18 protein-coding genes are annotated in these 22,343 nt (G+C 50.2%); 9 read left to right on the top strand and 9 right to left on the bottom strand.

Annotation, left to right across the window (positions count from 1 at the left end; translation table 11 throughout):
• The first annotated feature begins 157 nt into the window (after positions 1-157).
• Positions 158-2,833: a YhgE/Pip domain-containing protein gene (locus KB186_RS11890; RefSeq protein WP_232773667.1), complete on the top strand. Its 2,676-nt coding sequence runs from the start codon at positions 158-160 to the stop codon at positions 2,831-2,833.
• Between the two features lie 82 nt (positions 2,834-2,915).
• Here KB186_RS11890 and KB186_RS11885 read toward each other — a convergent pair whose 3' ends face one another.
• Positions 2,916-3,335, bottom strand: a complete 420-nt coding sequence (locus KB186_RS11885; protein ID WP_173611752.1) for a YybH family protein — start codon at positions 3,333-3,335, stop codon at positions 2,916-2,918.
• 120 nt (positions 3,336-3,455) lie between these two features.
• On the opposite strand from KB186_RS11885, the gene KB186_RS11880 reads away from it, so the two are divergent.
• Complete coding sequence (locus tag KB186_RS11880) at positions 3,456-3,806, top strand: winged helix-turn-helix transcriptional regulator (protein ID WP_173611753.1); 351 nt, start codon at positions 3,456-3,458, stop codon at positions 3,804-3,806.
• A gap of 40 nt (positions 3,807-3,846) precedes the next feature.
• Here the strand turns inward: KB186_RS11880 and KB186_RS11875 are convergent, their stop codons facing one another.
• Both KB186_RS11875 and KB186_RS11870 read right to left on the bottom strand, forming a co-directional pair.
• The gene (locus KB186_RS11875; protein ID WP_173611799.1) at positions 3,847-5,238 is read right to left on the bottom strand and encodes an MFS transporter; all 1,392 of its coding nucleotides are present in this window, start codon (positions 5,236-5,238) and stop codon (positions 3,847-3,849) included.
• A gap of 109 nt (positions 5,239-5,347) precedes the next feature.
• The gene (locus tag KB186_RS11870; RefSeq protein WP_048035355.1) at positions 5,348-5,773 is read right to left on the bottom strand and encodes a MarR family winged helix-turn-helix transcriptional regulator; all 426 of its coding nucleotides are present in this window, start codon (positions 5,771-5,773) and stop codon (positions 5,348-5,350) included.
• A gap of 168 nt (positions 5,774-5,941) precedes the next feature.
• On the opposite strand from KB186_RS11870, the gene KB186_RS11865 reads away from it, so the two are divergent.
• The gene (locus KB186_RS11865) at positions 5,942-6,595 is read left to right on the top strand and encodes a glycosyltransferase (RefSeq protein ID WP_173611754.1); all 654 of its coding nucleotides are present in this window, start codon (positions 5,942-5,944) and stop codon (positions 6,593-6,595) included.
• A gap of 65 nt (positions 6,596-6,660) precedes the next feature.
• Here KB186_RS11865 and gcvPB read toward each other — a convergent pair whose 3' ends face one another.
• Genes gcvPB through KB186_RS11850 form a run of 3 tightly spaced genes read right to left on the bottom strand, consistent with a single transcriptional unit; the run spans position 6,661 to position 10,494 of the window.
• Positions 6,661-8,250 (bottom strand): aminomethyl-transferring glycine dehydrogenase subunit GcvPB, encoded by a 1,590-nt coding sequence (gene gcvPB, locus KB186_RS11860; RefSeq protein ID WP_221868716.1) that lies wholly within the window; start codon positions 8,248-8,250, stop codon positions 6,661-6,663.
• A gap of 24 nt (positions 8,251-8,274) precedes the next feature.
• Positions 8,275-9,660, bottom strand: coding sequence for an aminomethyl-transferring glycine dehydrogenase subunit GcvPA (gene gcvPA, locus KB186_RS11855; protein WP_232773666.1), 1,386 nt, complete (start codon positions 9,658-9,660; stop codon positions 8,275-8,277).
• Between the two features lie 51 nt (positions 9,661-9,711).
• The gene (locus tag KB186_RS11850) at positions 9,712-10,494 is read right to left on the bottom strand and encodes an SDR family NAD(P)-dependent oxidoreductase (protein WP_173611757.1); all 783 of its coding nucleotides are present in this window, start codon (positions 10,492-10,494) and stop codon (positions 9,712-9,714) included.
• Positions 10,495-10,746: 252 nt separating this feature from the next.
• Between KB186_RS11850 and KB186_RS11845 the strand changes: the two genes are divergently transcribed.
• Together KB186_RS11845 and KB186_RS11840 are read left to right on the top strand one after the other, a co-directional pair.
• Positions 10,747-12,501, top strand: coding sequence for a sigma-54 interaction domain-containing protein (locus KB186_RS11845; protein WP_221868718.1), 1,755 nt, complete (start codon positions 10,747-10,749; stop codon positions 12,499-12,501).
• 57 nt (positions 12,502-12,558) lie between these two features.
• Entirely contained in the window at positions 12,559-13,335 is a 777-nt protein-coding gene (locus tag KB186_RS11840) for an arylamine N-acetyltransferase family protein (protein ID WP_221868719.1), read from the top strand.
• A 73-nt stretch (positions 13,336-13,408) separates the two neighbouring features.
• Here KB186_RS11840 and KB186_RS11835 read toward each other — a convergent pair whose 3' ends face one another.
• Together KB186_RS11835 and KB186_RS11830 are read right to left on the bottom strand one after the other, a co-directional pair.
• The gene (locus KB186_RS11835) at positions 13,409-14,842 is read right to left on the bottom strand and encodes a M56 family metallopeptidase (RefSeq protein WP_221868720.1); all 1,434 of its coding nucleotides are present in this window, start codon (positions 14,840-14,842) and stop codon (positions 13,409-13,411) included.
• 4 nt (positions 14,843-14,846) lie between these two features.
• Positions 14,847-15,221, bottom strand: coding sequence for a BlaI/MecI/CopY family transcriptional regulator (locus tag KB186_RS11830; RefSeq protein ID WP_221868721.1), 375 nt, complete (start codon positions 15,219-15,221; stop codon positions 14,847-14,849).
• Positions 15,222-15,334: 113 nt separating this feature from the next.
• Between KB186_RS11830 and KB186_RS11825 the strand changes: the two genes are divergently transcribed.
• A complete protein-coding gene (locus KB186_RS11825; RefSeq protein ID WP_221868722.1) occupies positions 15,335-16,003 on the top strand; it encodes a class I SAM-dependent methyltransferase in 669 nt (222 codons plus the stop codon).
• Positions 16,004-16,050: 47 nt separating this feature from the next.
• Here KB186_RS11825 and KB186_RS11820 read toward each other — a convergent pair whose 3' ends face one another.
• Entirely contained in the window at positions 16,051-17,589 is a 1,539-nt protein-coding gene (locus KB186_RS11820) for a hypothetical protein (protein WP_232773665.1), read from the bottom strand.
• 144 nt (positions 17,590-17,733) lie between these two features.
• On the opposite strand from KB186_RS11820, the gene KB186_RS11815 reads away from it, so the two are divergent.
• From KB186_RS11815 to KB186_RS11805, 3 genes are all read left to right on the top strand, one after another.
• Positions 17,734-19,137: a sigma-54 interaction domain-containing protein gene (locus tag KB186_RS11815; protein WP_173611801.1), complete on the top strand. Its 1,404-nt coding sequence runs from the start codon at positions 17,734-17,736 to the stop codon at positions 19,135-19,137.
• 202 nt (positions 19,138-19,339) lie between these two features.
• Positions 19,340-20,689: a 4-aminobutyrate--2-oxoglutarate transaminase gene (gabT, locus tag KB186_RS11810; protein ID WP_221868724.1), complete on the top strand. Its 1,350-nt coding sequence runs from the start codon at positions 19,340-19,342 to the stop codon at positions 20,687-20,689.
• Positions 20,690-20,716: 27 nt separating this feature from the next.
• Positions 20,717-22,141, top strand: a complete 1,425-nt coding sequence (locus KB186_RS11805) for an aldehyde dehydrogenase family protein (RefSeq protein WP_173611764.1) — start codon at positions 20,717-20,719, stop codon at positions 22,139-22,141.
• The last annotated feature ends 202 nt before the right edge of the window (positions 22,142-22,343 follow it).

The raw sequence follows: 22,343 nt of genomic DNA, 5'->3' as shown, positions 1-22,343 counted from the left end.
GAGTCTGACCAGTGATGGTTGGGCTTTTTTCATCATAATTTAGCGTACAGCGGCTCATGCTACTAGTGGCAGACTCATTCCCGACCATTTCCTTTCATGGTAAACTGTCATGTAAGTGTCATGCTTCACTCATTCTTTCCTACTAGGTGGTACATACATGCGGTCTATATGGAAGATTTACAAAACGGACTGGATTAACATTTTCAAGGTCCCGACCGGGATTTTTCTGATCATCGCCATCATTCTCATTCCTTGTTTATACGATTGGATCAACATCAAATCAGTATGGGACCCTTACGCCAATACGCAAGGGGTCAAGGTGGCAGTGACGAGCGAGGATCAGGGAGCTATGGTTGACGATAAAAAGGTCAACATCGGAGACGAGCTCATAAAGAGCTTGCATAACAACCAGAAACTAGGATGGACCTTCGTGGACAAAGAAGAGGCCAGACGAGGCGTGGAGCGGGGCGATTATTATGCCAGCATCCTGATCCCAGCTGACTTTTCCACAAGAATCACGGGAATTGTTCATGGCAACCTGACCAAGCCCGAAGTGATCTATACGGTCAATGAAAAAGTGAACGCCGTCGCACCCAAAATCACCTCATCAGGTGTTTCGGCGATTGCCAAGCAGATCAACGAGAGTTTTACGGAAAGCGTCAGTGAAGCCTTGCTCACGAAGCTTACAGAGATCGGCATTAAAATTGAAGAGCAATTGCCGACCATCCGCAAAATCGAGAGTGGCGTTTTCCAATTGGAAAAAAGCCTGCCTGAGATTCATGCCGCAGGGCAAAAAGTACTGGAGATTGAGAAGAAACTTCCCAAGATTCACGAGAAAGCGCAGATCATTCTGGAAGTGGAAAAAAGAATCCCCGAGATCAATCAAGCAGGGCAGGCCGTCCTCAAAATTCAGCAAAACTGGCCGAAAATCAATGAGGCCGCGTCTGTCATTATCGGGATGGAAGACAAGCTGCCGGTGATTGAGCAAGCCGTTGGACGAATTGAAGAGCTGGATCGAAATTTTGATAAAGTGGCAAACGCAGTGACTACAGCCACAGAAAAAGCGAGTCAGGCCATTGAGATCGTTTCGGCTGCTCAAGATGCGTTGCCGCGTATCGCTGATCTGACTGATAAGGGCGCGTCTGTTGCCGATCAGCTCAATGACTTTTTTGCGAAGCATGACGGTGCCTTTGAAACGATTGCACCGCTGATCAAGCAAAATCTCATCTTAGCCCAGCAAGCCGCGGATGCCCTCACACAGCTTACGGACAGGCTGCTGCAAATCAATCCGGATCGCCTGCCTACTGCCAGTGAGGTAAATGCCGTGAAAGACAGGTTATCCAGGGCTGCGAATGTTTTGGGGCATACCGCATCGATTGTAGAGAAAGTAAACAGTTATATTCCAGGACAGCCACTGAGTCATTTCGCAGAGCGGCTGCGTACGATTGAGAACAGAATGAACCGGCAAATCGAGATTCTCGGCATGATTGCAAGCGCGCTGGAAAACGGCAAACAGCCTGCGAAAGATTTGGTAGAGAGCCTGAATCAGCTCTCGAAAAACACTAGCGCGGAATTGGGAGACATCCTGTCCCGTTACGATAGCGAAATCGTCCCGAAAATATCCGAGGGCATTGACAGGCTAAAGGTGATCACAGGAGAATCTGCCGATCTACTGCATAAGGCCCAAGAAAAACTTCCGGATATCGAAGCGATTCTCCAAGAGACAAAGACGGGCTTGGAGCTGGGATTGGCAGAATTGAAACGAATCCATCAGGAGATGCCGCAAATACGGGCGCACGTCCACGAGCTCGCGCAAACGCTCAGAAGCAAGTCGGATGCTTTTGCAAATGCGATTCGCGTAGCAGCGCCATTCCTGAAGAGCAATCTTCCTGCCATCGGGAAAAAGCTCAACGAGGCGGCAGCATTTGTCCAGAACGATTTGCCCAAAGCGGAGGCAGATTTGACCAAGCTGGCTGATTTTGTGCGCTACAAGCTCCCGGAAGTGGAGACAGGAGTCCATAGAGTTGCTGCATTGGTTAGAGACGATCTGCCTAAGCTGGAGAGTGCCATTGGGCATGCGGCTGACAAGCTGAGAGAAGTCGAGGCGAACAACAACTTCGCCGATCTTGCCAAGCTATTGCGCGGCGACATTAAAAAAGAGAGCGAATTCCTCTCAAGTCCCGTGCAGATCAAGGAAAACCGCCTATACCCGATTCCGAATTATGGTTCGGCCATGTCGCCGTTTTACGGTGTGCTGTCTCTCTGGGTAGGCGCGACCTTGTTGATTTCCTTGCTGAAGCCGAATGCGGAAAATCCAGGCGGCGTATACAAGCCGTATCAGTTGTACCTCGGTCGCTTGGGGACATTTGTGACAATCGGGTTATTTCAAGCGTTGTTCGTCACACTTGGTGATATTTACATCCTCGGGGCCTATGTAGCGGATAAAGCTCCGTTTGTGTTATTTGGTATGCTGGTCAGCCTGGTGTTCGTCACGATTACGTACACGCTGGTGTCCGTCTTCGGCAACGTGGGCAAAGGCATAGCGATTATTTTCATGGTATTCCAATTCTCCAGCTCGGGCGGTACGTTCCCGATCAGCATGACCGCGCCGTTTTTCCAAGCGCTGAACCCATACATGCCTTTCACGTATGCGATCAGCCTGTTGCGTGAAGGGGTGGGTGGCATTCTCTGGGAAACGGCGATTCGGGATATATTCGTACTATTTGGCTTTATCGGTATCAGCCTGTTTGTGGCACTCGCGCTGAAGCGTCCGTTGAGCGGAATCATTGAAAAGTCGATGGAGAATGCGAAGAAGACCAAGATTATTGGGTAAGGGTTACACGATGGAATAGAGCAGGGTGTCCCCACGTAGGTATCACTACGGGAGGGGCACCCTTTTTTCAAGGACTGCGTGTCTAAGCAGGAGAATGAATGACAGGCGGATTCGCGCCAAATGGATGATCTATGACATACAGCCAACTGCCATCTGGCTGCTTCCGCACGATTTCAGATGTATGGCCTTCTATTTTCATGGCGTTGCCTGCGTCATCTGTGGTATGAATGATAAAGTGAGCCCGCAATAAAGCGATATTTTCAAACGGAATACAAAATACATTCTCGGAAACCATCGTACCTTGCACTTGGAGTAATTGCTCCAGTGTTGCGCGGATGGATTCAACTCCGTGGCTCTGCTCGTTGTCTTGGGTTATGAGGATAGCCTGCGGTTCATAAAGAGCAAGAAGATTGTTGATGTCGCCAGTGTTGAATGCTTCTGCGAAGGCGGGGTTCATATCTTCCGGGTTTTTGACAGGTTGATTGCGATGAGAGAATGGCATGGGAACTCTCCTTTTTGGTATCGTTGAGTTGCGTGTTAAGCATAGCTCGAGACGATGTAAGCGAAAAGTACGCACATTATAATGACTAAGTCATAAAAAGCTGACTGTTGGGAGGCTGAGATGCCGTATCAAGATGGCGAGTTTGGATGTCCTGTCGAGGTGGGGCTCCAGCTGATCAGTGGAAAATGGAAGCCTCGAATCATTTATGAATTGCTCAAAGACACGAGAAGATTTGGAGAATTACAACGGCTGATCCCGGAAGTATCTCGACATGTGCTAACTGTGCAGCTGCGAGAACTGGAGAACAGCGAAATCGTAGTACGACAAGTGTACCCGACTGTGCCACCAAAAGTGGAATACTCACTTACAGACTTTGGTAAGAGCGTAGCGCCCATCTTGGAGCAGATGATTGAAGTCGGCGAGCAGTATATTTCTAGACAAAAAAAGAAAGCTATGCCTCCTGAAAAATAGGCATCGGAGGCATAGCTAAAAAAGTATTGGATACCTTTTTTCAAGGTGTCCTTTTTTCTTGAACAGGTACGGATCGTGTCGCCAGTCGGGCAGCAGATACCAGTCCCAGTATGACGATGAACGTCTGAAGGAGCAGGGAAACCGTAATTCCAACAGAAAGTGAAAACGCAAAGGCAGTCATCACAGATAGGATGGCGCCTCCCACCCCAATAACAATCGCAGGCGTAAATGTATCAGCGATAGATAGTTCAGCAGATACTTTTCCTTCTTCACCGGATTTTGCCAGAGAAAACGCAATAGCACCGCTTGTCGGGTGAGCCAAACCGATTCCGAAGCCCATAATGATCTGGCTAACAATCGCGGTCACGATACCCAAAAGGTCTTGTTGAATCAACGTCAGCGGTACGGTGCAAGCGACTCCGATGAGCATAATGACGAGACCGATGATAATTCGCTTTTTGCGACCAGCCCCCTGATCTCTTTTGTCCAGCTTTGCCTGTACATTGGCTGCCAGCGACCAACTAATTGCTGCGGAGGCAACAGCTAAACCAGCTTTGTCGGCGGTTAATCCTAAAATCGAAGTGAGTCCAAGGACGAGAAACGTTTGTGTGCCGTAATAGGCAGCGACAAATAGACCCCGAGACGCGATGACAGCAGGTAAGCCTGAGCGTGCGAGGAGCGTTCCTTTAGGCATCAGCTTGTATAAGGGCACACTGAGGGCGAGCAAACCCGCGATGGATAGCAGGAAACCGTAGATCGAGGGAATTTTGCCGAGTCCAAATAGCAAGGCACCAGTCCCAATGGCCAAGAAAAAGGGCAGGAGAAGACTACGATTGTTTGCAGCGCTTGCTTTAGGCGGTTGTAAGCCTCGGAAAGAGGGGGTGGTTAAGAGTGCAGACAGAAAGATAAAGGGAAGGATCAACCAGAAGACATATCTCCATGACAACTGTTCAGCAATAATCCCGGCGACATACGGTCCGAACAGTCCTGGAAGGATATAAGCGCTGGAGAAGACAGCAAGAATCTGAGGGCGAAGAGAATCAGGGTAGCGCAAAGTAATCATGGTATACACACAATTGACCAAGGCACCGGCTCCGAATCCCTGCATCACTCGCCCAAGCAGTAAAGTAAGCATATCAGGCGCAATTGCAGCAACTACAATGCCAAGGGCAAAGAGCACGATCGTGACAATAAAAGGCTGGGCAGGCCCTTTTCTATCGACGAATTGACCTGTGACTACAGTTCCAATCAGCTGAGCCAACAAATAAGCGCTGAATACCCATCCATAAAGATCCTCACCCTGTAGCTCTCGGGAAAGACCGGGGGCGATTGTCGTGACAGCCAAGCCTTCAAATGCTGTAGCAGTCACCACAATAATAATACCAATCGTCAACGCCCGGTAATGCGTGCTCCAGATCCCTTCTGTGCTCATCATTTTCACTCCTTTTTTGTATATATTTCGCCTTGAAAGTTGTTATAAACACTGTTGCTACAACAACTAATTATATACAAAAAATGACAGCCTGCAATGGTTTTTGTTTTTACAAGTTTTTTACGTTCTCATAAATGATATTGAGTGTTCTTCGAAATTGGTTCACTTCTTCTTCGGTCAATCCTGCAATGGTTTTCTCGTACGCTTCAATGGAGGGAGGAAGGACCTCGTCTTTTAAAAGTCGCCCTTTTTCCGTCAGATAGACACGTAGGGAGCGACGATCCTTTTTATCTGTTTCGCGATGAATGAATCCTCTTTCTTCCATGAGAAAGAGCATCCGTGCGATATTTGTTTTGTCCTTGTAGGTACGATCTGCCAATTCGTTCTGGGTCAGACCTTCTTCTTCCCATAACACGACAAAAATCATCCACTGATCGATGGTGATGTTATACGGATTGCATACTTTTTGATAATAGTTGTTCAGTTTTAAATCCGTTCGTTTCACGATGACGCCAATATACTCATCCAATTTCATTGCGAAACCTCCTCGGTTAGGCAGTCAGGGCAACTGTTGATAAGACAACTATAAGGATGCTTCCGAAAAGTGTCAATTTGCAGGGATGATATGTTGGACGCATGAAAAAGCCAAATTTGCTCAAAATAACAGCGGGATTTAATACTTATCAAAAAGGAGAAGGAATAGATGACTCCAATGCTCAAGAAAGTAACATTGTTGATGATTTGCGTGGCATTGCTTGGTGTGCCGGGTATGGCAGCAGCCAAGGAATCGCAAGGAAATGTAAAGCAGGCAGAATGTATAAAGCCGAAAGAAGTAAAACTACAGGGCGATATGCGCAGGCTCTGGATTGATCATTTGCTGTGGGATCACACCTATATGGTAAGCGCCTTGGCAGGGCTGGAAGACAAAGACGCCGTACAGGCACGACTCTTGAAAAACCAGGTGGATATCGGGAACGCAATCAAGCCGTATTACGGAGAAGAAGCAGGTAAAAAGCTTACCGAATTGCTGACGGCTCATATTACCATTGGCGGCAAAATCATTGACGCAGCCAAAAAAGGCGATCAGGCTACTGTGGCAAAACTGGATAAGGACTGGCACCGGAATGCGGATGAGATCGCCAAGTTCTTGAGTAGTGCCAACCCCAATTGGAACGAGAAAGAACTAAAAGAGATGATGTACGTGCATCTGAAGCTGCTCACTGATAATCTCCAGGCGAGATTGAGAAAAGATTGGGAAGCGGATATTGCTGCTTTTGATCAAGGTGAGGATCACATCATTTCATTGGCGGATGTACTGACAGCAGGCATCATTAAGCAGTTCCCGAATCAGTTCTAAAAGAAACTTCTCTAACGAAATGAACGCCAGCACTTATCGTAATCCGTGCTGGCGTTTCTTTCTTTTTATCCTTGTGCCGTCTTTTTCAAATAAGCTCTCCATGTGATGCACCATTGATCAGGATCATCGAGCACGGACTCTAATACACGGTGACCTGTACTATTGTGCGGCGCTGTTTTGACAATTTCCGGATTCTCATAGGCTTCCTGTGAAATATGGGTCAGTGCCGCGATGTATTCGTCCAGCTCTGCCATGGAGTAGGACTCCGTCGGTTCCAGTGTAAACGGCTCCGGCACGACGTACGGGTGGTGACTGGTCCAGTAATGGTGGGCAAAGTCGACCATGCGGCGCTGAACATCGTATGTCGTGACGCCTGTGTCTTCTTTTAGCTGCTGCCAGCTATAGCGAACCTGCTCCAGACGTCTGCCTTGTATATACGGAGCACTCGCACCACGGATTTGCAGGATTTTGTGATAGAGATAGTTGTTGTTGAGGCAAGCAATTTCGGCGACTTCCCTCAAGCCGTCAGCTCCAAGTGCACGGACCCAAGCGTAGGAGCGCAGGACAGCAGGTGGTACCCCATAAAAGCTGCGGACTTTTCCGATGCTGTTTTTCAAGTCACGCTTATAAAAGTAACGCTCTCCGTCGAAGTCTACGATCGGTCCCGGCAGGAATGGCGCAAGCTCGGCAGTGACCCCGATAGCGCCTGTTGCAGGTCCGCCGCAAGCGTGTGGCACGGAAAAGGTTTTGTGCAGGTTGAAGAAGCACATGTCGAAGCCTGCTTCCAGTGCGCGGGTAATGCCGAGCAAACCATTGGCGTTTGCCTGATCGTAGCAGCACAGTCCCCCTGCGGCGTGGACGACGTCTGTGAACTCCTTGATGCGGGAGTTGTAAATGCCTGTATCCTCTGGATTCGCTACGGCAAAGGCAGCGGTTCGCTCCGAGACGAGGCCCTTTAGCGCTTCCAGATCAGGGTAGCCGTTTTCATCGGCAGGTACATAAATGATTTTGAAGCCTTTGACTGCGGCCGTCGCGGCTTGGGACGGATGGGAAAAATGGGTGGTAATAAACTCGTTGCGCTGCTCTCCTTCGCCGCGAGATTTGTGGTATTTGCGCACGATAGAGGCTTGGGTAAACAACGCCTGTGTGCCGCTGCCCGGTTGGAACGAAAATTTGTCCATTCCCGAAATCTCGCGAAGATATAAATCGAGCTGGTACGTCATCTCCAGCATCCCTTGGACAGTGGACTCGTCTTGCAGCGGATGCAGCTCCGCCATTTTCGGCGAGCGCACGAAGCGTTCATTGATTTTCGGGGAGTATTTCATCGTGCAGGTGCCTTGCCCGATCTCTACGTTGAAATCCGACCCCAGAACCTCCTGAGAGATGCGGGAGTAGTGACGGATCACGCGATACTGACTGATCTCGGGAAGATTCGGCCGTTTTTTCCGGCGCAGGCTGTCTGGCAACTGAGAGATGCCATCGCCTACTGTCTCTACGATTTGTGGCTCGACGGGTGGTACCTCGACGCCACGCTCACCGGGCTGGCTCAGCTCGAAAATGACAGGCTCATCCCACTTTGCTTGGTGGAAGCGGCGTACCTTATGGTCTCTCGGAATCCGTTTCATTTTGTCGATGGTTCCTTCGGATGTTTTCATGGGCGGTTTCCTCCTTTTTCGTTTTTACAAAATGCTTTTCATGGCAGTAACGAGCGTATCAATATCCTCCTGGGTATGAACCTCCGTGACGCAGTAGAGTGCACATTGACCCAATTCCGGGTAGTGTTCAGTCAAATCAACTCCGCCGAAAATGCCTTTGGCGAGAAGCGCAGCGTTGATGTCTTTGACGGTTTTGCCTGTTTGCGAGAAGTCGATCACGAACTCCTTGAAGAAAGGAGCGGCGAATTTGGCCTCGACCCCGGGAATGGAAGAGAGCTGCTTGGCGGCGTATTGGGAGCGCTGCATGATGCCTTGCCCGACTTCTTCCATGCCCACTGGTCCCATCGTCGCCAAGTACACGCCTGCGGTGATGCCCCATAGCGCGGTTTGCGTTCCGACGGACTCCTTGCCTTTTTCACGTTTGGCAAAAGAGGTGCGGTCGTACGCGACATCTCCGAAGCCGTATTCGCCTTCGACCTCTGTCGGAGCGATTCCGAACAGGCGGGACGGATATTCCATGACGTAGGTCGGGTCGTCATGCGTCGCGATAAAGCCGGATTGTCCGCCGCCGTAATGCATGTGTACGCCAAGCGGCTGCAAATCTCCGCACACGATGTCCGCGCCGTAATTCGCCGGAGCTTCCATCACGCCGAGAGAGATGGGATCGACGCCGACTACGCAAATGGCACCGGCTGCATGAGCCAAGTCCGCAATCATCTGTCCGTTTACTTCCACGGAGCCGAGGAAGGTCGGGTTTTCGAAATAAACCGCTGCTGTATCTACACTGAGCTTTCCTTTTAGATCATTGAGGTCGAGTCTGCCTGTTTCGTTCTCAAAGTCGATCAAGGTGACGGTAAGATCAGGAGACGTATAGTTTTTGATGATCAAAAGCTTGTCGGGATGGATATTTTTCGAGACGAGTAGCTCTGTGCGTTTGGTGATACGTGCTGCCATGCGCAGAGCAGTAGAAGCAGCCTGTGCCCAGTCAAAGGTCGGAACGTTCACAACATCCATATCGACAAGCTCAGCTACGAGGCTTTGGTACTCGAACAACGCCTGAAAGCGCCCTTTGTCTTCATAAGGCTCACCAGCATACGCCGTTACAAACTCTGCGCGGGAGTTGATTTCATCACAGACAGCCGGAACAAAATGGGGCCAGCAGCCTGCGCCGAGGAAGCTGATATTTTCTTTCGTTGTTTTGTTTTTGTTCATGAGCTGGTTGACGTGGCGTTCCAGTTCGTATTCGGTCAAAGCTTTCGGGATGTTCATTTTTTCTTTTAGGCGCAGCTCCTCGGGAATGTCCGCATAGATATCCTCGATGCTGGAAAAGCCGATTTCGGCAAGCATTTTCTCTTTGACTGCAGGTGCAGAATTCGGAATATACGGGTGGGCATAACGCTGTACGCTCATCTCAGGTTCCTCCATCTCTTCGTTGGAATATTCAGTCGTAATAATGGAAAATTAAGCCAAACCGCCGCCATCGACGACCAGTACGGAACCCGTCACCCAGGATGACAGATCGCTGGCAAAGAACAGGACAGCATTGGCAATATCTTGCGGAGAACCGAGACGCTCCAGCGGACGCCCTTGGGCGGAGGAGACGAGGAATGCTCCTTCTTCCTTTTCCAGCTGGCGCGCTTCTTCACGCAACAGAGGTGTGTCGGTATCGCCAGGTGACACGCAATTCACACGGATGTTTTCCGGACCGTGGTCAATCGCCATTGCCCGCGTCAGGTTGACGACGCCTGCTTTTGCCGCGCAGTAGGCCGCAGCCTTGTCACCGCCCTTGATTCCCCAGCCAGAGCCTGTGTTGATGATGCTGCCTCCGCCTGTTTTCGCCATGACCGGAATGACGAATTTGGATAGGTTGTAAGCGCCCTTCAAGGAGACATCGACGACCAGATCCCAATCGTCTTCTTCCAGCTCGACGACCGTCTTTCTTCTGATCACGCCTGCGTTGTTGAACAAAATATCGATGCGACCGTACGCTTCCTCGATCGCTTGCGTTACTTCACGACAATCCTGTTGGGAAACTACATTGCATGTAAAATAACGGGCTGATCCGCCCTCTGCTACGATTTCTTGTGCCGCCTTTTCCCCTAGCTCCTCGTTGATATCAAGCAGCATAACGTTTACTCCGAATTGGGCCAGTCGTTTCGCTGTTGCAAGTCCGATACCGGAAGCAGCACCTGTCACCAAGGCTACCTTTCCTTGCAGATTGAATACCTCGTTCGTGTTTACCATGGTTGATCACTCCCCCTAGATGAAAAGTTTATAATGCAAACACTGTGCCAAGTGAGAAGTGAATCCCGCTGGGCAACATGCTCCTTACTGGACCGCAAAAAACGAGGTTCCGACTGTGTTTCGTATCGTTATGACAGTGACAAAAGTGGCAATGAGTTGTCATGATTGGCAAACATCAGTGGCAAAATGTTTGTGAACTATCTAAATATTTCGTAAAATGGAGAGCGAGGACAATAAGCAGGGAGGATATCCATGGTTTCGTTGGATCTGTGCAAACCAGCCATCGAAAAGGTCATTACAAGCATTTCAGATATATTGAACGTGGATGCTGCGGTGATTAACGAGCGCGGTCTCTTGGTTGTGAGTACGGAGCGCTACTTGAAACAAAAAGGCGAAAATGTGCATGTGCCCTCGATTGAATTCGTGTTGGCAAAAGGACAGTATGTCGTAGACAAACCCGGCTCCATGGAAATGTGCAAAGGGTGCCGTTTTCTCGACAGCTGCCCTGCCAAAGTCGAGCTGCTCTCTTCCATTAAGGTAGCCAACCATGCAATCGGGGTCGTTTCTCTCACATCCTTTACGAAAGAGGGACAAAATCGGCTCTCCAGGCATACCGAGAGATACCAGCAAATCCTGACAGAAGTCAGCGAGATGATTACAGCGATAGTACAGTCCCATGAGACGAGACAGATCGAATCGTCTAATGACACCATTCGGCTATTGGAGGGGGCACTGGATACCGTCGCCGATGCGTATTTCACCTTTGACCGAAGTGGCAATGTCATTCACACGAATGCCAGCGCGCGCAGACTGCTGTCCCAGCATGAGCTGCTGCCAGCGGAGGTTTCACGGATGCTGCTACCGTCATTATCCGGGATGACCACACATTCCTTGCCGATCCCCAATTGTCTCGTTGACAAGCTGGATGCTCCGACCGAGGCCACGCCGATCATCGTTAACAATCAGCTCATCGGCGGCGTGCTTCGCGTGCAGAGGGGATCGCTAACCGTTCCGCGTCTGATGGATCATCAAGGGAGCGGTAAGCCCGGCAAAGCGGATAGCCTTGCTCAAATCGTAGGAAACAGCCCAGCCATCAAGCAGGTCAAAGAAATGGCGATGAAAATCGGTAACAGCAGCTCCACGGTACTGATTACCGGCGAAACAGGGACAGGCAAAGGGCATCTGGCAAAAGCGATTCACGAGGCAAGCACGCGCGCTTACTACCCGTTTGTCGCCATCAATTGCGCCAGCATTCCGGAAAATCTGTTCGAAAGCGAATTGTTCGGTTATGAGGACGGCGCGTTTACTGGAGCTAAAAAGGGAGGAAAGCCAGGACGGTTCGAAATGGCAGAGGGAGGTACGCTTTTTCTCGATGAAATAGGCGATATGCCGCTATCGTTACAGGCAAAGCTACTGCGTGTCTTGCAGGAAAAGGTCGTGGAACGCATCGGCGGCACGCGATCATTTCCCATCAATGTACGAATCATCGCGGCGACGAACCAGAACCTGGAGGAGCTCGTGGAGAAAAAAGTGTTTCGTGCCGATCTGTACTATCGGTTGAACGTCATTCCGATACACGTCCCGTCACTCGCAGAGCGCAAGGAAGATATCGAGCTCCTGGCCGTTTCATTTATGGAAAAGCACGGAGAGCAAGCTGGACGCACCTTCTTCGGAATAGCACGAGAGGCGATCAACCTGCTCAAGAACTATCACTGGCCGGGCAATGTGCGGGAGCTGGAGAACGCCATCGAGTACGCCATGAACATGGAGCAAGACACGGTTTTGACTGCTGACAGCTTGCCTCCGCGCCTTCGTGCACGTACTTCAGTGGCTCCTTCGCATTCAGGTCCAGCTATCAAAGCGAGAGTCGCCGATGCACAAGCGGACGCCATTCGCGCTTCGTTGCAAAAGCACGGCAGTGATTTGAAAGGGAAGCAGCGAGTGGCAGAAGAACTCGGGATCGGGCTCCGCACCTTGTATCGGAAGCTAAAGCTGCTCGGTATTTAAGAATTCGGCAGGAGCTTGGTGTAAACTTGTGGGAGAAACGATAGGGGAGGAAGAAGCATGAGTGAGCTGAATGTTTTATTTCGGAAAAGAATCGGTATGCCTGAAAATGAAACGATTACCTTCGATACATTGGATCGCCTCCTTGATCTGACAGCATTGGCGATTCCTTTTGAAAACCTGTGCATTGTGGAAGAGCGAACGAGCGTAATCTCCAGACAGTCCATCATGGAGAAGATTTTGGTCAAAAACGAAGGCGGTCTTTGCTACGAGCTCAATCCCATACTGTATTACTTCTTGTTGGAAAATGGCTTTGACGCTCATCTGATTCGTGGAGTTGTTTACAGGCATGACGTTGGCGAGTATTACACGATAGGCCGAACGCATGCCACGATTTTGCTTACATATGAGGGACAAACGTATTTGCTCGACACGGGCTTCGGCTCGAACCTGCCGTTAAAGCCTGTTCCGTTAACAGGGGAGACCATCTCTTCGCGCAATGGTGAATTTCGGATCAAGAAAGAGCAGACGGAATATGGCGATTATGTATTCGAAATGAAGCTGCGGCACAAGGATACGGACTGGAGGATCGGCTATACGTTTGATTCGCAGAAGCTGGTGACGGATGAAACGGAGTTAAACGAGATTCAGACGATCATCGCTGAACATGAACAGTCTCCCTTCAACAAAAGCCCATTGCTTACGCAGCTTACAGAGAGAGGCAATGTCACGTTGACGAATAGTTCTTTTACGCAATGGGTGGATGGTGTTATGACGAAAGAGACGATTGATGAGGAACGATCTAAAAAGCTGGCGAAGCAGCATTTTGGGTTATAAGAAAAAAGCAGAAGCGATTAAAAACGATGAAAACCCATCAGATGTTCTTAACCTGATGGGTTTTATAATGGGGTTACTGCTGTGTTTTCGTATTCACAAGCAGCTTCATCGGATCAACGGGTATACCATTTTCGAGAACCTGGAAAGCAAGATGCGGTCCTGTGCTGCGTCCCGTACTTCCTAACAGCCCAATGAGCTGGCCTTGGGTCACAGTAGCGCCAGCGGTGACCTCCAGCTTTTCCAAATGAGAGTAAACGGTTTGATAACCTCCTTCATGCTCCAGAATGACCTGGTTGCCTTTCCCTGTTTTTGTATCGTACTCAGCTTTGAGTACCTTACCTGCGGCGGCTGCCTGAACGGGCGTATTCAGGTCGTTTACGATTCTCAAGCCCATTGTTTGGTCAACAGGACTTTGGAGTGTACCTTCTGCGGGGACGACGAAGGCCTGCTCGTTCCCAAGTGCTTTTGTTGCATCGGTCAAAGTGAAGACGCCTAAAGCCAAGACGACCACGATACCAGATAGGGTCCACGTATACGCCCGTTTTTGAAAGTGACGAATCATTTCTATTCTCCTTTTCACCTGTTTTTTGGAGCTGGAGAACCCGGCAGTGAAGTGGATTTGTTTGGGCTGGGCATACAGCTCGAGCATTTTGATCATGGTGTATCCGTAGCGAGGTACCTCCGTCTCCTGCAAATAGGTCAAAGCCAAGGCATCACAAGCCATTTCCTGGTCCTGACGCATGCGGGAAGCGGCGTACCATAACAGCGGGTTGAACCAGTTGAGGATCAGCAGCACGCTCATGATGCTGTTCACAGGAATATCTCGTCTTTTCCAATGCGCCAGCTCATGCAAAAAGATGTGGCGCAGCTCGTGCTCGTTGAGTTTGTCCAACAGATTTGCTGGCAGCCAGATTTGCGGTCGCCAGATTCCCATCAAGGCAGGACTTGTCATCTGATGACTCATGCGCAGGGGAATGGATTTGGTGATGCCCATCAGTTTTTGGCATTGGAAAAAGACGCGCAAAACAACTTCATCCTGTACGAACACTTCCTTTTTTAGCTGAGAGAGCAATCGGTATGTACTGCGAGTCATGGTGATAGCGAAAATAGCGATGCCGCCGAACCAGATGAGGGAAAGCAGGCTGATCCAGGAAAAGCTCGCTTCGTTTGCTAGAGAGGCATCTGATTGGAGGGCAGATTCATGCGGTTGCAAAGCCTCAGTAGCGAGAACGATCGGTTCCGTAGGCGGGTACGCTTCCTGCACGGATGTCCAGGACGAAGTAGGCAGCCAGTTATACAAACTGATCGTGCTGTCTATCGACCAGGGAACCGCGAGCTTCCAGAGAAGCAGGAACCATACGGCGTGGTGCCAGCGGATGGGGAAATGCTTTTTGCCGAGCTGCTGGCAGAGCAGGATCAGGAGCACAAGAAGACTGGCCTCGATGGAGTTATACAGTGTCCACGTAAATGCTTGGTTGAGGGTGAGTGTGAGCCATTGCCAATCCACCAGCTTATTTCTCCTTTTCGGAAAGGATTTTTTTCAGCTCGTCAATCTCTTGGGAGGAGAGCTTTTCTTCTTTTAAAAAGTGAACTAGCATGGGCTTTAAGGCCCCGCCGTACACGCGCTGCAAAAAGGATTGGCGCTCTTGGTGCTTGCAATCTTCCTCTGTGAGCACAGGGGAGTAATAGTAGACGCGATTGACCTGCTCGTAGGTGAGAATGCCCTTTTGCAACAGGCGGCTGAGCAAGGTTTTGATTGTGTTGTCTTTCCACGTCTTGTTGTCTCGCAGAGCGTGGATGACATCGGCTGCTGTTGCGGGTGACTTTGCCCAGATGACCTTCATAATCTCCCACTCGGCATCCGAGATTCGCGGTTGCTCGTCCAAGTACGAAACCTCCCTCGACTACATTTGTAGTCGTTGATTCTGTTTTAAAGATTACACTTGTAGTCATCAGGTGTCAACTATCATTCTTGTCAATCTGTTCCATGTGACTGTCGTTGGAAGATGACGAGCGAATTGGTACACTGAAGAAAAATCGGATAAAGGCTGTGATAGATATGAATCTGGCCGAGCAGTTTGGCGATATGGATATTTATTTGTTTGATCAGTTGTTAAAGGGGCGAGTAACGAAGGAAATGCAAGTACTTGATGCCGGTTGCGGTTCGGGGCGGAATTTGGTCTACTTTTTGCGAAATGGCTATTCGGTGTATGCGGTTGACCAATCGGCAAAAGCCATTGAAGCTGTACAGCGAATGGCATCGCAACTGGCACCGAACTGGTCAGCGGAGCGCGCTCGTGTGGAACCGATTGAGAGCATGGGCTTTGAAAACGAAAGCTTTGATTTCATCATCAGTAATGCCGTTCTACATTTTGCTGAAAACGAAGAGCATTTTCGCCAGATGCTAGAGGAGCTGTGGCGGGTACTGAAGCCAGGAGGCATTCTATTTATGCGTCTTGCATCCTCGATCGGGATTGAGGATGCTGTACAGCCACTAGGGAACGAACGTTATTTGTTGCCGGACGGAAGCACCCGTTTTCTCGTAAACGAACGGACGATGGTGGGCATGACGGAAAAACTGCAAGGTGTGTTCCTGGAGCCAATCAAAACAGTGAACGTAGCCGGACAGCGTTGCATGAGCACGTGGGTAATCAAAAAGAATGATTAAGCACAAGAAGCCGCTTTCCAGTTGGAGAGGCGGCTTCTTTTTCTCACTCAAAAATCACGCGTCTGATCAAAAGTAGCAAAAAGCTCATCTACATCTACTTCCACACCTGCAGCAGCCAAATTCCGTTTTGCCGACTGAAGCAGCTCATCGAGCACAACGAAAATTTCTTCCCGCTCAACCGTTTCGATAAAGCCTGTTCGTCGATCCATCTTGTTGAAAGTCTCTGTGTACTCTTTGACCAAGGCACGCAAAGCAGTTCGTATTTCTCCCGCATTTGTCGCGTCTTCGCTGCCTTGCTTTTCGAGCGCACTAATCGCAGTGTTCATTTTTTTATAGAGACTGGCGGCTTTGTTGGCGTGAGCCTTTGAGATGTGCTCCCTGCCATCCCAATCGCGAAATGGATTGGTTAAATTATTGGCCAGCCATTCGGGTTTGCGCGGCTTGGTGATGGACAAATCCAGCCCATTTTTCACTTCTTTTTTATAGGCGGCTTTAATGGTCTTGGCCGCTTCTGCTGGGAGGCTCGTCATCCAGAGCGTGGAGAGCTTGGGACATTGATCTGGCGAAGGGAACTCGTCCCCGGAGAAGCCAAACAGATCATAGGTCGTAAACGTCAGTAGCTCCTTCAAGTGCATGATACTACCCAGATTGCTGAGGGTACCAGGCTTGCCCCATAGACGGATGTCCCGGAGAGAGGGATACCGCTGGACGAGTGGCTGCAAGTCCAGCTCCGTCACATTACGCAGACGAAGTGCTCCTAAAAGGTCAAGTCCGCGGTGTAACGGCAGCGAATCCGAGAACGAGGCGGTCAGCCAATACCCGTCCTCTTCGGCTTCTATGAAAAGGTTGGATGAAATGCCCTTGTCCAGTATGAGTTCCCTAAGACAATCGTTCAGATGCAGTGACTCCAGGCCGTCCGCGTTTTGGAGAGAGAATTTACTGAGATGGCTTCCTGTCAGATCAAGAGAGGAGCCATTGGCTTTTTCCAAGTGAAGCTCCAGTAAAAACGGATTGCTTTTGACAAAGGCAAGCAAGGAATCGGTGGGCTCCTCTGCATAGATTCTTGTCAGGCAAGGGAGCTTTTCCAATTCAGAGATGTCCGTCAGGCGTTGCAGGATGTCGGCATGAAGGACGTTGATTGATCGGCGCAAGTCCACCCCGCCTAACGAAATCATCGTGTCATCTTTTGCGGCTTGTTTAAATAGCTGGCGACGCTCTTCGGGAATTTGATTCCATTTATGCTGACGATAGAGGCTCCCTCCGACATCCCAACTGCCGTAGCTTCTTGTTTCTTCTGTCACGAGAGGGGGTAAATTCCCTACTTTTATGTAGCCTTTAGGCACCACATTATCGACATAGCTGTGCTCGAGCACATTGTCCCAGAAGAAGTAGTCACAATATAAGGGCTTCATCTGGTACAGCTCTGATTCATCAGGCAGTGTATCGCTGCTCCAGTCCAGCTCGAGGATACTGATGAGGTTGGATTTACTCGTGCCAGGCTCTTTGATCGATGTGACCTGGCAAGCTGCGTACTTTTGCAGCTTCTCGACAAAAACACAGTAGATGTCTCCGACTGTGGGCGTCATTCCTACCATCCTTTCCATCTCGCAAGGCTTGTCATTATGGCTATTTTTACATATTTTTCATGTGTTGTCGTTGTTCTTGCTGTTTTCTATAATGAAAAAATAAACACGGATCGGACATTACGGCGTGTGGAAGGCGGCGAAGAGATGAAGAGAGAAGAGAGTACGGAAAAGTGGATGAGCCGCGTATTGGAGGCCATTGTTGAAACGTCGCGCGATCATTTGTTAATCACGGATCCTGAGGGCTACATCCGGCTGGTTGGCGATTCGTCCTATGAAGTGTATGGCATCGGAAAGGAAGAGCTCTTGGGCAAGAACGTCATCGAGCTGGAAAAAAGGAAGGTCTTTTCTCCATCTGTCACGCGAAAAGTCATGGATGCCAAGACGCCGCAGACGATCATGCAGGAAATACCCGGGGGCCGAAAGCTGATGGTGACGGCGTTTCCCGTCTGGAACGAAGATGGCAGCATGCATTCGATTATCAGCTATTCGCATGACCTGACTGAAATTATGGAATTGAAACGGCGCTACGAAGGTCTGACAGAGCAGCTCAAGCAGTTTGAAACCGAGATTGAGGAGCTGCGAGAAAAGCATCAGGAGGGCTTCGTGGCAGTGAGCCAGCCGATGCAAGCCATTGAGCGTCTCATCAAAAAAGTCGCGGCTGTCGATTCGACTGTCCTGATCCTCGGAGAATCGGGTGTCGGGAAAAATGTGATCGCAAAAGAAATTCATCGCAATAGCCGCCGTGCGGGTGGGCAATTCGTGGAGATCAACTGTGGCTCGATCCCGGAGGGCTTGCTGGAATCCGAGCTGTTTGGTTATGAGGCGGGTTCGTTTACAGGTGCCGCCAAGCAGGGCAAGCAAGGGATTATCGAGATGGCGAACCAAGGGACTCTCCTCTTGGACGAGCTGGGGGAACTGCCACTGACCTTGCAGGCCAAGCTGTTGAAGGTGATTCAAGAAAAACGGTTGCAACGCGTTGGGAGCACACAGTACCGCGACGTGGATTTTCGTTTGATTGCCGCCACCAATCGCGATTTGGAGAAGATGGTGAAGGAAGGGAAGTTTCGGCAGGACCTGTATTTTCGCCTGAATGTTGTCCCCATCCACGTCCCGCCGTTACGAAATCGGCCCGAGGATATCGCGGCTCTCCTGAAACGCGCCGTGCGCTCGCTCAATGAACGATATGGAATGGACAAGCGACTGGACCCTGCCGTAACACATGCCTTGATGCAGTACGAATGGCCCGGCAATGTGCGCGAGCTGGAGAACGTTTTGGAGAGAATGGTGGTCACAGCGGACGAAGACGTGATCACTTCTTCGCACCTGCCCGTGGAAATCAGATTGGCAGGGGAAGAGCAGACAGCCATGGAGCCGAGTCTGGCAACTTCCAAGATGTCGCTAAGGGAAGCACTGGAGCAGGTAGAGGAAAAATGGCTGCGCTACGCATCCGAGCACTGCCGGACCACGGGAGAAATCGCGGAGTTTCTCGGCATTAGCCAGCCATCTGTCGTGCGGAAGCTGCAAAAATATCGGATTCGTTCCAGGTGATTCAAAAATGAATCGTTTATTCAAAAACGAATCGAACATTCGGGTGTTTTGATTCACTTTTGAATAATTTGATGTAAACGTAGTACGGAAAACGCGATTTCATCAAACTCTGGCGTTTGGCATAGGTATTGCTACATATAGTAGTTGAGTTTACAAGCAAGCAATCCAACCAATACCATCTCGAACGAGGAGAGGAAACGATATGTCCAAACAACGTCAATTTGTAAACGTAGCTGCTGGTGTGCCAGGTCCCAAGGGAGTAGCCCTGATTGAAAAAAGAAAGCAGTTCGTGCCAAAAGGTGTCGGCAACAATACCCCTGTTTTTGTAGAGTCAGCTTCAGGCGCATTGGTAACGGATGTAGATGGCAATACGTATATCGATTTTGCCGGAGCAATCGGTACACTGAATGCCGGACACTGCCCGCCGGAAGTTGTTGAGGCACTAAAAGCGCAGCTGGACAAATACATTCATCCTTGCTTCCATGTAGGGATGTATGAGCCATATGTGGCCTTGGCTGAGAAACTGACGCAAATCACGCCAGGCAGCTTTGAAAAGAAGACGATGCTCGCAAACAGCGGGGCAGAAGCGGTAGAGAACGCGGTGAAAATCGCCCGCAAATACACAGGACGCCCAGGCATCATTTCCTTTAGCCGCGGCTTCCACGGTCGTACGCTTTTGGGCATGTCACTGACTTCCAAAGTGAAGCCGTACAAATTCCAGATGGGTCCATTTGCTCCAGCTACGTATAAAGCGCAGTTCCCGTATCCACTGAACAAGCCGGAATCCATGACAGATGATGAGTACGCGCAATTCTGCGTGCGTCAGTTCGAGGACTTCCTTTTGACTGAGGTTGCACCGGAAGAAGTGGCTGCCGTGATTATGGAACCGATTCAAGGAGAAGGCGGCTTTATCGTTCCGCCTGTGTCTTTCGTTCAAGGCGTCTATAACATTTGTAAAAAGCATCAAATCCTATTTATTTCCGATGAGATTCAAACAGGCTTCGGTCGTACGGGCGCCATGTTTGCCTCCACCCATTTCGGAATCGAGCCAGATATCATCACCATGTCCAAATCCATAGCGGCAGGCTTGCCCATCTCTGCGGTTACGGGACGCGCAGAAATCATGGACGCGCCAAACCCGGGCGAGATCGGCGGTACCTATGGAGGAAGCCCGCTTGGTTGTGTAGCGGCGTTGGCAGTCATTGAGAAAATGGAGCGCGAAGACCTGGCTGGCCGCGCGCAGGCGATCGGGGACAAGATCAAAGCGCATTTCCACGCGTTGCAAAAAGAGTTCCCTGTGATCGCGGAGGTGCGCGGACTAGGTGCGATGTGCGCCGTAGAATTTATCGATCCAACAACCAAACAACCAGCGAAGGAGCTCGTTGCTGGCTTGACCAAAGGCTGCTACGAGTCTGGTGTCATCGTGCTTTCTGCTGGCGTCCACAGCAACGTACTGCGCTTCCTGTCTCCGCTGGTCATTACAGACGAGCAACTGGAAGAAGCGCTGGACATTATGACGGATGTTCTGAAAAGCCAATACGTGACGAACTAAAAACGCCCGAGGGGGTTCTCCATACTCATGAAAAAGCATCTCTACATCAACGGACAATGGAAAGAAGCAAAAGAATACGCGCCGCTCCACTCCCCGTATTCTGGGGAGCTGCTGGCTGAAATCGCTCAGGCAGACGATCATGACGTCGACGAGGCAATCAAGGCGGCAAAAGCTGCTGCCAAAGTCATGGCGAAAATGCCAGCTAGTCAGCGAGCTTTGATACTAGAGAAGGCCGTTGCGATTATGGAGGCACGCAAGGAAGAACTGGCGATCATCCTCGCACAGGAAGCCGCCAAGCCACTTCGCACGGGTCGTGTAGAAATTGCTCGGACGATCCAGACCTACAAGTTTGCAGCAGAAGAAGCGAAGCGTATCCACGGAGAGACGGTGCCGCTCGATGCAGCACCGGGCGGTGAAGGACGTCTTGCTTTTACCGTACGCAAGCCGATTGGCGTAGTTGGCGCGATCACGCCTTTTAACTTTCCATTCAATCTCGTGGCGCACAAGGTCGGGCCTGCCATTGCCGCAGGAAATACTGTCGTGCTGAAGCCAGCGAGTCAGACGCCGCTCAGCTCGCTGATCCTGGCCGATATTTTCGCAGAGGCGGGATTGCCTGCCGGAGCGCTCAATATTTTGCCTGGAAAAGGCGCAGTCGTAGGCGAAAAGCTGGTCACTGACAGCCGAATTGCCGCGATCACGTTTACCGGAAGTCCTGCGGTTGGAATCGCGATGAAAAACAAAGCGGGACTCAAACGCGTGACCTTGGAGCTTGGCTCCAATTCCGCAGTGATCATCGACCACAACGTGGAAATTACGCAAGCATTGATTGATCGTTGCGTGACGGGTGCCTTCTCCTTTAGCGGTCAAGTGTGCATCTCGCTGCAACGCGTCTATATTCACCAGAGCAAGTACGAAGAGTTCCTGGAAAAGTTTAAGGCTGGCACAGAAAAGCTCGTGCTGGGTGATCCGCTGAACGAAGCGACAGACATGTCCTCCGTGATCTCCGCCAAGGATCATGAACGCATGGGAGCATGGGTACAGGAAGCAGTAGAAGCAGGGGCACACGTAGTTACTGGCGGGAAGCCTGTCAGTGACAACCTCTTTGCCCCTACGATTCTGACCAATGTCGGCGCTCATGTTGCCGTCTCCTGCCAGGAGGTATTCGGTCCAATCGTAGTCGTTACACCGTTTGAGACGATGGACGAAGCGATTGAAGCGGTAAATGACTCCCGATTCGGCTTGCAAGCAGGCATCTATACGAGTGACATTCACGCGGCTATGCGCGCAGCGGAAGAGCTGGAGGTCGGAGGCGTGATGATCAACGACATTCCGACGTTCCGCGTGGACAACATGCCGTATGGCGGTGTGAAAGACAGTGGTTTTGGCCGCGAAGGTATCAAGTATGCGGTCGAGGAATTAACGGAACTAAAATTAATCGCGATCAAACTGTAACAGCGAATGACGGGCCCGATGAGGCTCGTCTTTTTTTGATAATAGCGTCTTGATGGCGATTTTACCCATTTCCATAAATTGTCACATATGAAACCGCTTCATAAAGTTGTTTGATTTAGATGGTTATGTTAGTCTAGCGTGTGGAGGCAGACTATGTTCATTTTTGCGGAAGAGTGTTTGATTACACTTGACTTGTTGCGCA

Origin of the sequence: Brevibacillus sp. AF8 (genome assembly GCF_021270385.1) — a bacterium.
In the GTDB taxonomy this organism is placed as follows: domain Bacteria; phylum Bacillota; class Bacilli; order Brevibacillales; family Brevibacillaceae; genus Brevibacillus.
This window is presented reverse-complemented; position numbering and strand designations above follow the sequence as displayed.